The organism is Flavobacteriales bacterium (assembly GCA_016715895.1).
GTDB lineage: Bacteria > Bacteroidota > Bacteroidia > Flavobacteriales_F > PHOS-HE28 > PHOS-HE28.
In genome coordinates, this window is record JADJXH010000004.1 from 1046602 (window position 1) to 1058712 (window position 12111).

General features: G+C 63.2%; 8 protein-coding genes. 6 read left to right on the forward strand and 2 right to left on the reverse strand.

What is annotated here, in order from left to right; genetic code table 11:
• Positions 1-25 precede the first annotated feature (25 nt).
• From IPM49_13085 to IPM49_13105, 5 genes are all read left to right on the forward strand, one after another.
• Positions 26-1000: a hypothetical protein gene (locus IPM49_13085; GenBank protein ID MBK9275454.1), complete on the forward strand. Its 975-nt coding sequence runs from the start codon at positions 26-28 to the stop codon at positions 998-1000.
• Between the two features lie 67 nt (positions 1001-1067).
• Complete coding sequence (locus IPM49_13090; GenBank protein MBK9275455.1) at positions 1068-1937, forward strand: hypothetical protein; 870 nt, start codon at positions 1068-1070, stop codon at positions 1935-1937.
• A gap of 655 nt (positions 1938-2592) precedes the next feature.
• Entirely contained in the window at positions 2593-3618 is a 1026-nt protein-coding gene (locus tag IPM49_13095; protein ID MBK9275456.1) for a T9SS type A sorting domain-containing protein, read from the forward strand.
• A 180-nt stretch (positions 3619-3798) separates the two neighbouring features.
• Complete coding sequence (locus tag IPM49_13100; protein ID MBK9275457.1) at positions 3799-4773, forward strand: hypothetical protein; 975 nt, start codon at positions 3799-3801, stop codon at positions 4771-4773.
• Between the two features lie 235 nt (positions 4774-5008).
• The gene (locus IPM49_13105) at positions 5009-7045 is read left to right on the forward strand and encodes a tail fiber domain-containing protein (GenBank protein MBK9275458.1); all 2037 of its coding nucleotides are present in this window, start codon (positions 5009-5011) and stop codon (positions 7043-7045) included.
• Between the two features lie 109 nt (positions 7046-7154).
• Here IPM49_13105 and IPM49_13110 read toward each other — a convergent pair whose 3' ends face one another.
• Complete coding sequence (locus IPM49_13110) at positions 7155-7586, reverse strand: DUF1801 domain-containing protein (GenBank protein ID MBK9275459.1); 432 nt, start codon at positions 7584-7586, stop codon at positions 7155-7157.
• A gap of 87 nt (positions 7587-7673) precedes the next feature.
• On the opposite strand from IPM49_13110, the gene IPM49_13115 reads away from it, so the two are divergent.
• Positions 7674-8084 carry a BrxA/BrxB family bacilliredoxin gene (locus tag IPM49_13115; protein ID MBK9275460.1) on the forward strand — a complete coding sequence of 137 codons (411 nt, stop codon included), beginning with the start codon at positions 7674-7676 and terminating at the stop codon, positions 8082-8084.
• A 13-nt stretch (positions 8085-8097) separates the two neighbouring features.
• Here IPM49_13115 and IPM49_13120 read toward each other — a convergent pair whose 3' ends face one another.
• A complete protein-coding gene (locus tag IPM49_13120; GenBank protein ID MBK9275461.1) occupies positions 8098-12039 on the reverse strand; it encodes a PKD domain-containing protein in 3942 nt (1313 codons plus the stop codon).
• Between the last annotated feature and the right edge of the window lie 72 nt (positions 12040-12111).

The window sequence follows — 12111 nt, forward strand, 5'->3', positions numbered from 1 at the left end:
GCGATCCGCGTAGCTTGTGAGACACATGGAACGGACATTGATCGCAATTGTGGGGGGATGCGCATCCCTGTCCGGTATCGGCCAGAACCTCGTGCCGAACCCCAGCTTTGAACTACCTGAGGACAGTTGTAGCTGGCAATGCTGCTTTAACATCGGCTCCCGGCCATTGCATTGGTATAGCTGGACGAACAGCCCGGATCATTTCAGCATTTGCGCTGGTGATGCGGGAGGGAACGACAGCTTGGTGTCGGTGCCTCAGAACGGATGGAGCTATCAACAGCCTTCGACCGGAGGGTCCTACATAGGCGCCTACGCCTACGACGGATATGCGGCGGAGTACCGGGAATATGTTGGCGCTCAGTTACTGGAACCCCTTGTGCCGGGTTGCGCCTACCAACTTCGATTCAGGACCAATCCCGCTCATGGTGGGAACTACTGGATGTATGAAGGAGGCGTATGTGACAATGTGGGCATGCTGTTGACCACCACGTCCAATGCCTGGACCGGGACCAGCGGTCCGCCTTTCGGGTTCAGGAACTTCGCCCACCTGCGCACCCTGACCCCCGTGGAGGACACCCTGGGTTGGACATTGGTCGAAGGGACCATCGTTGCGGATAGTGCCTACATGTATGTCGTATTGGGCAACTTCTTCACCGATGCGTTGACCTCCGGTTACCCACTAGGGAGCACATCGACGGATATCGCATACTACCTGTACGACGAGGTGGAAGTTCTGCCCGTGGATGCCGATTGCCATGGTTTGGGGTTGGGTGAGATGTACACAACTGAGCCGGTCATTGAATTACTGCCTTCAAGCTTCCGAGTGACCGCGAGGGAGCGGTTGAAAGCAACACTGCACGACGGTACAGGACGGACCTGTTCCCAAATTGAAGATCTCGACGGGGTCGTGGAGATGGAATTCCCTAGTAGTCCAGGTTTGTATGTGTTGTTGGTGGAGGCCAGGGACAGGACGTTCATACGCAAGTTCGTACTACCGTAGACCAACTGCCTCGCGCACAAACCCAACGACCATGTTCCGAAGTACACATGTTTTCCTGTGCCTGCTCATGTTCATCGCACAGAGGACCAACGGACAGGAATGGAACCGGGTACCTGGAGGAAACATCATCAGCGCTACGGAATGGCTTGGCGCCGATGTGGGGAGCACAGTGCCCCTCCGGATCGAAACGCGGGTTGACCAGCCGATCGAATTCTTCACCGAGACCGATGAACGAATGAGGATCTCCCCCGTTCGTACCGGTCAAACCATCAACACCTACCCGAACCTGGACCTGACCGGATTTGTGGGGGTGGGGGACTTCGGCAGCACGCCATCGGTCTTTCGGCACCCAGCGGCGCGCGTCCACGCAGAGAACGGAGCCTCCACGGAGGAGGGCTACCGCTCCATGCTCGGGGAAGGATTCCTGGCAACGCGCGGTGAGTCCATGTTCTATGGTGGCTTGCTCAACGGACTGGAAGGTGGGATCGCCTGGGCGCGGAAGCGGGCGCCAGGTTTCCCTACCGCCCCTTTACGGTTCATCTACACCGGTACGGATGGAACCACCACTACCGCGGCCGGGATCGACGGCCTTGAGATCGCCCGGCTGCAACCCGCCCTCTCCTTGAACGAAGGCTACTTTGGCGTGGGAGATTGGACCACCATTGCCCCGCTCCTTCCCGACGAACGCCTTGACCTGGCCGACCAGACCATCCGGCTGCGCAACTTCATGGACCCGCTGCCCAACTACCTGACCACCTCCTACGAGAATGCGGCACTGACCCGCGCGGTGATGGTTGACCCGGACGATGGCCGGCTTTATTGGAAGGACATCTCGGGTCTGGTGGGCGACTGCGAATGGCAGATGAACACCACCGCGCCGAACCATGTGTACACAGCGGTGGGTGCAGTGGGCGCAGGGCAAGTTCATTGTCGATGACGGGTTGAGAATGATCGGTCCAGATCACGATCACCTCCGCACCGTCACTGCGAGGCGCATGCGTGGTGGGTGGTGCGCAGGGCGCCGTGGCAGTCTCCCCTGAGCGGTGGGGAACGCAATTGCCCTACGGCGTGAAGCCCACATGAATTTTTCAACCAGCAGCACCACCTGGCTCGTCGTCGACTATTTTCGACCTGCCATGCCTGCCGTGAAGCATACCCCCAGTGAACGCGGACCACACGGATCGCCACTGGTGGCGTGCGCTGCAAGTGGACGGCTTGTGGCCGGAAGCTGGCAGCCTGCGGCTGGAAGCTTGAAGCTGGAAGCCGACAAGCCGACAAGCCGACAAGCCGACAAGCCGGCCGAACGGGAATCTACCAAGGTAGACACAGGACAGCCAGCCCGAATGAAAGAAGCCCCCGGCGCTTGCAACACCAGGGGCCTCGGTTACTCATGTTCCACCTAACCCTCGCTAAAAGGTAAACGAAACAGAGCAGCGCGAAGATATGGAGCCTCCCCGGCAGCGCCGGGCAGCGCCCCCGCCGCCCAGGCGGTCTTATGGGCGGGCACGCGGAAGGCGCCATGGCCGCGGACAACCCGAAGAACCAGGAGGCGGGCCGGAGCGATGCTCCCGGCCGATACGAACTTGACGATGATGAACTCCGCCAACACACTGTTCCCCGCGGGTAGCAAGGTGCCGACCATGGCCGTGGCAATGGTGCTGTGCTCCATCACCTCCACCGCGCAGGCCCAGAACCTGGTGCCCAACTCGGGGTTCGAAGTGGCGGACTCCTGCTCGGAAGCTGGCTTTGGAGTGGATGGCCCGCTCCATTGGCATAGCGCCAATGGAACCCCTGATCATTTGCAGGGCTGCTTGCCGTATGGTAGTGCCTTCGGCTTGCCCATGAATTTCATCACCTTCCAGTACCCTTTCGAGGGCTCCTCGTGCGCAGGCATGCTCACCTACCATCAGAATGGTTCATCCGAGTATCGCGAATGGATCATGGCTCCTTTGCTGGAACCCTTGGTGGTGGGGCAGACCTACTACTGCAGCTTCCGGGCAAATGCGGCCTTCGGCGGCAATGCCCAGTATCCGCAGATCTGGTTGGCCAACGACAAGGTGGGCATGCTCTTTAGCATGCAGGACCGCCCGTGGGTTTGGGGTGATCCCTACCCGGTGCCGCCCGACCATGCGCACGTTCTGTATCCGCAGATCCTCGCGGATACGGTGGGTTGGACCTTGGTGAGCGGCAGCTTCGTGGCCGACAGTGCCTACCAGTACGTGATGATCGGGCAGTTCTTCAGCAATGCCTTGACGGATACGCTGCAGTTTTCTCCAGAGGGCATTCCTTGGTACTGGTTGCCCCGGGCATACACTCTGGTGGATGCAGTCTGTGTCTCAGCCAGCCCGGATGGTTGCGATCTAGGACAAGGGGTGGGTGAGGCGCAGGCCGCAGGCCCGGCATTGTTCCCTAATCCTGCGCAAGACCACCTGGTCGTGGGCCAACGGGCGGGGGCTGAAGCACAGGTGTTGGATTTTGTGGGTCGGTTGCTTTGGCAGGGCCGGGTCACCAGCGATCGCTGGGTGCTGGAGGTGGGGTCTTGGGCGCGAGGTACCTACGTGCTGCGCATGGCGCATCGCAGCCGGGTGGAAACGCACAAGTTCGTATTGGCCGAATAGCGAGCATCGTTCTTGTCCATTCGATGAATCGAAAACACGAAAGGACATGAGGGCAATGCACATGGTGCAGCTTAGGTATTTGCTTGGCACCGTGCGGGTCGGAGCAACGCGATCGGTTGAAAACTATTTCCGCCGATCTAAGGACGGTTTCAGCAGCGATGCGCGTAGCTTGTGAGACACATGGAACGGACATTGATCGCAATTGTGGGGGGATGCGCATCCCTGTCCGGTATCGGCCAGAACCTCGTGCCGAACCCCAGCTTTGAACTACCTGAGGACAGTTGTAGCTGGCAATGCTGCTTTAACATCGGCTCCCGGCCATTGCATTGGTATAGCTGGACGAACAGCCCTGAGCATTTCAGCATTTGCGCTGGTGATGCGGGAGGGAACGACAGCTTGGTGTCGGTGCCTCAGAACGGATGGAGCTATCAACAGCCTTCGACCGGAGGGTCCTACATAGGGGCCTACGCCTATGACGGATATGCAGCGGAGTACCGGGAATATGTTGGCGCTCAGTTGCTGGAACCGCTTGTACCGGGTTGCGCCTACCAACTTCGATTCAGGACCAATCCCGCCCATGGTGGGAACTACTGGATGTATGAAGGAGGCGTATGTGACAATGTGGGCATACTGTTGACCACCACGTCCAATGCCTGGACCGGGACCAGCGGTCCGCTCTTCGGGTTCAGGAACTTCGCCCACCTGCGCACCCTGACCCCCGTGGAGGACACCCTGGGTTGGACATTGGTCGAAGGGACCATCGTTGCGGATAGTGCCTACATGTATGTCGTATTGGGCAACTTCTTTACCGATGCGTTGACCTCCGGTTACCCACTAGGGAGCACATCGACGGATATCGCATACTACCTGTACGACGAGGTGGAAGTTCTGCCCGTGGATGCCGATTGCCATGGTTTGGGGTTGGGTGAGATGTACACAACTGAGCCGGTCATTGAATTACTGCCTTCAAGCTTCCGAGTGACCGCGAGGGAGCGGTTGAAAGCAACACTGCACGACGGTACAGGACGGACCTGTTCCCAAATTGAAGATCTCGACGGGGTCGTGGAGATGGAATTCCCTAGTAGTCCAGGTTTGTATGTGTTGTTGGTGGAGGCCAGGGACAGGACGTTCATACGCAAGTTCGTACTACCGTAGACCAACTGCCTCGCGCACAAACCCAACTAACATGAAACGAAGAACTCATGTTTTCCTGTGCTTGCTCATGTTCATCGCACAGAGGACCAACGCACAGGATTGGAACAGGATACCTGGTGGAAACGTTATTAACGCCACGGAGTGGCTGGGCGCCGATGTGGGGAGCACAGTGCCCCTCCGGATCGAGACGAGAGTTAACCAGCCGATCGAGTTCTATACGACGGCGGTTCTCAGGATGCTTCTCTCGCAGGATGTGACCCTTCAGACGATCAACGGATATCCCAACTTGGACCTGACCGGGTTCCTGGGGGTCGGCGACTTCGCCAACAGCCCCGGAGTTTACCGCTTCCCAGCCGCTCGTGTGCATGCCGAGAACAACTCCACCCTGGAGCTTGGCTATCGGCCCATGATCGGCGAGGGCTTTCTGGCCACGCGCGGTGAGTCTTTGTTCTACGGCGGCCTGCTCGATGGCCTGAACAGTGGGATCATCTGGTCGCGCGCCACGGGCTCCCTTGGTCCGACGGCTCCTTTCCGATTCATCTACACCGGAGATAATGGCGCCAGCACGATCGCCAACAGTGACATCGGCCTTGAGATCGCCCGGTTGCAACCCGCCCTGTCCTTGAACGAGGGCTACTTCGGAGCAGGGGATTGGACCACCATCGCCCTGCTGCCGGATGAACGGGTGGACCTGGCCGATCGCACCATTCGGTTGCGCAACTTCATGGACCCGCTGCCCAACTACCTGACCACCTCCTACGAGAATGCGGCACTGACCCGCGCGGTGATGGTTGACCCGGACGATGGCCGGCTTTACTGGAAGGACATCTCGGGTCTGGTGGGCGACTGCGAATGGCAGATGAACACCACCGCGCCGAACCATGTGTACACAGCGGTGGGTGCAGTGGATCCGGACTGTCCCGATCGGTTCGAGAGCGTCGGCGTCGGCGTGGATCTTTCCACCAGCACCGCACAGGCCAAGCTGGAGGTATACACGCAGGACATCGGCATCGGCGCTCACATCGAGAACGAGGCTGCGGACAATGATGTGCGTGGCGTGCAGGTGGAGGTGGCCAATGGAACCAGCTCCAACCGTGGGTTGAGCGTGGAAGTGACAGCTGACGGGAACGCCATCAACTACGGCATCCGCGCCGATGTCGCAGGCCCGACCGTGCGCTCACGGGGCGTGAGCGCGCAGACCAACGGAGCGAGCTACACGGCCTATGCAGGTGAGTTCCTCGCGGATGATGAAGCAGAGTTCACCACAGGGGTGATCGGGTGGGCTCGCGGTGGTGGTTTACGGATCGGCTCTGATGGACGGGCGCTGGGGAGCAAGGCCACCTACCAGATCGGTGTGCAAGGTCTGGCACTTCCCGAGCTGGGCTGTGAGGTCATGGCGCCCTTGCTGAACGCCGAGTATATCGGTGTAAGCGGCATTGCATGCAGGGAGGATGACGATCCCACAATTGTTGGGGTTTATGGCCGTACCATGGACGATGGGGGTGGCACTTGGGCCGGGTATTTCGACGGACATGTGAACATCACCGGCCTGGCCTTCTGCACGTTGATGCAGTGGGGCTCTGATGCCGACCTGAAGACCGATGTGCAGGACATCACCGGTGCGATGGGCTTGATCGATCAACTGCGTCCGACCACCTATCTGTTCGACACAGTGGCCCATCCTGCGTTGGATCTTCCGGGTGGGCTTCAAAGGGGGTTCATCGCCCAGGAGGTGGAGCAAGTGCTGCCCGATCTGGTGCGAGAGACCACCTATCTGGGCCGATCGGACTCGCTCGGGAACACTGTCGTGGCTGATGAGTCCGTGAAGACGGTGAACTACATCGGGTTCATTCCGCTGCTCGTGGCCGCCATGCAGGAGCAGCAGGCCACCATCAGCACCTTGCAGGACCAGCTAGCTACAGTTCAACAGGACCTCGCCACCTGCTGTGCGGCCCACGGAAGCACGGATCAGCGCTCCATGAGCCCCGGAGCAGGTGCGGGAGAGGCCCTGCGCACCGACCTGTTCATCGTACCCAACCCGGTGGCGGACCACACGCAGCTGCGGTACACGGTGGCCACGCCGGGCCGCACGCGGCTGGAGGTGAGCGATGCCGGCGGCAAGCGGCTGGAGGTGCTGGAGGAGGCCGTGCGGGAGGCCGGTGCCTACACCCACGACTGGACCACCACGGATCTCGCGCCCGGCACCTACCACGTCACGCTGTACCTCAACGACAGCTTCGTGGTGAAGAAGGCGGTGAAGGTGGCTCGATAGGCTTGTGCACAAGATGGGTCAGGGGCCGCTTCGCGTTACGCGGGGCGGCCCTTGGTGCATGTGCCCATCCCGCTGAGGCGGGACAGGTCGTGCCCATCCTGCTCCGCCCTCAGCGCCCGCCCCGGCTGCGCCGCTTCCGGCGGGCCTTGCCCAGCTTCTCGTGCACCAAGCGCTCGTTGAGGTCGACGGCCTGCTGGATCAGGCGGCGCAGGGCGCCCTCGGGCAGCGGGGCCGGGGCGGGCGGCGGCAGGTAATGCCTGATCTGCGCGTGGTCCGTGGGGGCGAAGAGGCCCTCGGGGTCGCCCAGATGCACACCCTCCACGAAGCCGAGCACGAGGCCTTTTTTCTGCAGGCTCAGGTAGCACATCCAGCGCCGGTGTTCATAGAAGGGGATGCCGTACTTCCAGGTCTCCGCCATCTGGGGAGAGGCCTCCAGCAGCAGGTCGCGCAGGCGCAGGGCCTGTTCGCGCCACGGAGCGGGCAGCCCCTCGAACCAACCCTGGATGCGGGCTGTGGATGGCACGGGGTGGGAGGTGGGCATGGGCCCCTTGACGGACCCGTTACTTTTGTACCGCCGTCGGGGACCGCAAATGTGGCTCCCCCGGCGGCACGCCCAACCCGAACGACCATGTACCCTCCCGAACTCGTCGCCCCCATGAAGACCGACCTCACGAGCGTCGGCTTCGAGGAGCTCAAGACCCCCGATCAAGTGGACAAGGCGCTGGCCCAGCCCGGCACCGTGCTCTGCGTGGTGAACAGCGTGTGCGGCTGTGCCGCCGGTGCCGCACGCCCCGGCGTGAAGATGAGCCTGCGTGGCGCCAAGCGGCCCGGGAAGCTCGTCACCGTGTTCGCCGGTGTGGATACCGATGCCACCATGCAGGCGCGCAAGCACTTCCTGCCCTATCCGCCCAGCAGCCCCAGCATGGCGCTGTTCAAGGACGGCAAGCTGGTGCACTTTCTGGAGCGCCACCACATCGAGGGCCGCACCGCGGAGATGATCGCGGACAACCTGCAGATGGCCTACGAGGAGTTCTGCTGAGCAGGGCTTTTCGTTACGGCAGTTGTTGCGCCCGCGTGGCCGTGGGCACCGCACCGCCGATGTTCACCAGCACCATGTCGCGGTCGTTGGCGCTGCCGGCGTACCTCACCACCCCGTCCAGGTTGGTGTCTTCGATTCGGTAGCCGGCCAGCGTGGCGGTGGGCACCGTGCCACCCACGGCCACCAGGATGGGGTCGCGGTCGTTGTTCGCGCCGGCGTAGCGGAGGGTCGCGTCAGGCTTCACGTTGCCGGTCCACAGCACCTGCACTCCGTTCACGGACTTGCGCGCGTCGGTGCCCCAGGTGGGTGTGCCGGAGGTGGTGAGGTCGATGGCCGTGATGGTGCCACCGAGGGGAAGGGCCGTGGCCGTCATGGCGCCCAAGTGGTTGCGGTGTCGCACGGCCACCTGGTAGCTGCCGGGCGCGGCGAGCAGGGCCACCGGTGACACGCCGTCCTCGGCGACGACGTCCCCATCGCGCTGCACCAGGGCCGCCCGGGTGGCCACGATGGTCGCCGGGTTCACGGCGTTGCGCAGTTCCACCAGCACCCAGTCCACCACCGCGTTGTCCCCGCTGGTGCTCGTGACCCCGGGCTGCAGGGCCTCTCCGCCACCATCGGCGGCCTGGGTGAAGCCCAGTGCCGTGTACGGTTCCGTGGCCGGGATGAGGCCGTTGGTGCGCAGCAGGTCGCGCATGCGGCCCGTGTTCGCATCGTAGGGGCCCTCGAGCATGAGCTTCACGGCCAGGCGCAGGCCGCCGTTGAGGATGGCGATGTTGTCCAGGTAGAGGCGGTCGCCGTAGTCGTTGATCCCCGTGAAGCGCAGCACCACCTGCTGGCCGTCGTAAGCGCTGAGGTCGATGTCGTGCGATTCCCATTGGTTGGCCGCCGTGGGTGCCCAGGGGCTGCTGCCCGTGGTGGTGGTGCCCAACGCCAGGGCTTCCTCGAAGTACAGCGTGGTCCAGCTTTGTCCACAGTTCGTGCTCACTTCCACGCGAAGCCCGTCGGTGTAGCTGGCCCCGTAAGGCTTGTAGGCGTGGTGGAACTGCAGCCGGGTGCCCGCACTGCCGGCCAGCGAAAGCACGGGGCTCACCAGCCGGTCCTGCTGGCCGGGGGCGTTGTAGTAGTAGTAGTCGATGCGCCAGGCCCGTGTAGCGTTGCCGTCGGCCCCTACGGCGAGCGCCTGGTTGGTCCAGGTATCAACCCCGTCGGGGTTCTCCAAGGTCCATCCGGCGGGCGTCACCAGCTGGTCCTCGGCATTGGCCGTGACCGGTGTCGGTGCACCACCGGTGGGTACGGTGATGAAGCCGGGGATGGTGCGGGTGCTGCTTCCGTTCCCGTCCATCACGGTAAGGGTGACGTCGTAGCTGCCCGGGTTGGTGTAGGACACGATGGGAGCGCGCGCCGTGCTGGTGGCGGGCGATCCGCCGGGGAAGCTCCAGCTCCAGGTGGCGTTGGTGCCATGGAGGGCGCTGTTGTCCCAGAACTGCACGGCGGGGGCCAGGCAGGTCACCGTGCGTTTGTTGGCGCTGAAGTTGGCAAGCGGCGGGGCCGGCGTTTCCAGTGCGCTCTCCCACACGCTGCGGTCGGTGCCGTTGCGCACCTTGCCTTCGCGGTAGTGGATGAGCAGACGCGTGCTGAAGGTCCTGGCCGGAAGCCCCGCGTTCCACAGGGCCCAGGCCGGCGCTGCATCGCTGCGGATGTACACGGCCCGGCGTGTTCCCAGGTAGAGGCCGCCATTGCTCCCCAGCTGGTGCGCGATGTTCGTGGGCCACTCCCCGTTCAGGTTCGCGTCCGTGATGTTCGTCCACGCCGTGCCGCCGTTCGTGGAGCGGTACACCACGTGGCCGTTCAGGTCGGGATAGTTGCCGTACTGCGATGTGCGCACCAGCCAGAGGGTCTGGGGGTCGGTGCCGCTCACGGCGATGTCGTACGGGACCCAGGTGTTGCCGTTCAACTGGGCGCTCGAAGGCGTGATGTCCGTCCAGTTCGATCCGCCATCGGTGCTGCGCCATACCTTTTTCACGTCCCACCAACCCGCGTAGGTGCACACGTAGATCGTGTTGGGGTCGCTGAAGGCCACCTCGATGCTGGTCACCTTCGCACCGAAGTCGTGCACCTGCGTGAACGAACTGCCGTTATCGTCCGTGCGCCACAGGCTGTTGCCCTCGCCCACGAAGGCGGTGTTCACCAGGTTGGGATGCCACGCCACTTCGCTGCTCTCACCCACGATGTAGCTGGCGTTGGGTTCACGCGTCCAAGGCCCGTTGCTGTTGTTCACAGTGCGGTCGCCGCTGAGCACCTTGTAGCCATAATCGCTCAGGGCGCGGCGGTCGTACTGCGGATGCACGAAGCCCCGGTAGTTGTCCCCGCCATCGGTGCTCACCCAGCCGCCCAGGTATACCGCGTTGTCCTTCAGCAGGGTGCCGTTGTGGTAGGTGCCGCCGAGCATCACCTGCGCGCCGGTCCAGCCGCCCTGGCCGAAGCCCCAGAAGTCGGTGCCGGCGATGCCGTTCATGCGGCGGGTGAAGGTGGCGCCGCCATCGGTGCTGTGGAAGATGCCGCCATCGCAGGCCACCCACAGGTCGGTGCCGTAGAAGCGGACGTCGTGGATGTCGGCGTGCACGTAGTCCACCTTGTCGCTGTGGCTCCACTTGGCCGGGCAGGTGAAGGTGATCCCTCCATCGGTGCTCACCCAGCGGTTGACGGCGCCCACCTGCAGCTTGTTGGCATTGGCCGGGTCCACATCGAGGGCGAGGTCGTAGTAGTACTGGCCGCCGTCGTCCTGTCCGGCGTCGTCCCAGCCCATGAGGTTGAGGTTGGTGGGGGAGGGCACACCGCCCGGGCCTGAGCCACAGCACTGAAAGGTCCATGTGCTGCCGCTATCCGTGCTTTTGTAGATGCCATAGAGCCCGCTGCCGCCGTCGGCCACGCCGGTGCAGAGGGCGTAGACGGTGTTCGGTGCGGCGGCGCTGACAGCGATCTCCGTACGCCCCTGTTCATCGGGCGCTGCGGGCAGGGGCCAGTTGGTGCCCACCTGGGTGAAGCTTACCCCGTTGTTCGTGCTGCGCCAGAACTCGGTGCGGTCGCCGGTCCGTTTGATGGCGTACACCGTGTTCGGGTCGCCGGGCTTGAACTCCAGCTCCTGCCAGATGCCGGTCTGCACCTGGGTGAAGCTGGTGCCGCCGTTGGTGCTTCGATAGAGCCCGGCGCTGCTGCATACGAAGAGCACCTGGGCGTTCGTGGGGTGCAGCACGATGTCGCGGATCTCGTGGTCCGCGGCCTGGAAGGTGGCGTCGCCGATGGAGGTCCAGTTGGCACCGCCATCGGTGGTCTTCCACAGGTCGCCCTCGGCACCGAAGTAGGCGGTGTTCTGCGTGGTGTGGTCCAGCTCCACGCTGAGCACCGTGCCGATCATGAGGCTTTTGGTGACGTTGGTCCAGCTGAGGCCCTTGTCGGTGGTCTTCCACACGCCGGCGTTGGCCGTGCCCGCATAGAGCAGGTTGCCGTTGGCGAGGCTCTGCTCCACGGTGTACACGTGTGCCGCCCCGCAGGCGTAGCTCTTGGCGGCAGCGCCGTGGTCCCAGTCAAAGGGCCCGATGCAGCTCCAGTTCGCGGCACGGCCGGCGCGCAACGCGTCCGAAGCATCCAGGTAGCGGCGCAGGTCCTGGGTGTAGGTGGCGCGTTGTGCGGGATCGATGGGGACCAGCGCGTGCCCGAGCTCCCGTTTCCACCGCTTGTAGAACTGGGTGTGCGTGTTCTTTTCGAAGGGGTGCGTGGCGTAATAAGCCTCGTAGGCCGCCTGCACCGCGCCGGGGTCGGGATCGGGCGCGTACATCAGCTGTGCCCACTGGGGCAGGGCAGCGCTCAACTGCGGATTCGCCGATGGACCCTGGGCGCAGAGGATGGGCGCCAGGAGCAGTGCGGTGATGGCCGTGTGAAGGCGTGTGCGGGTCATGGAGCGAAGGTGCGTCGATCGGTCCGCAGCGGACATGACCGAAGTCGGGGAGGATGGGGATCCCGCGCCGCA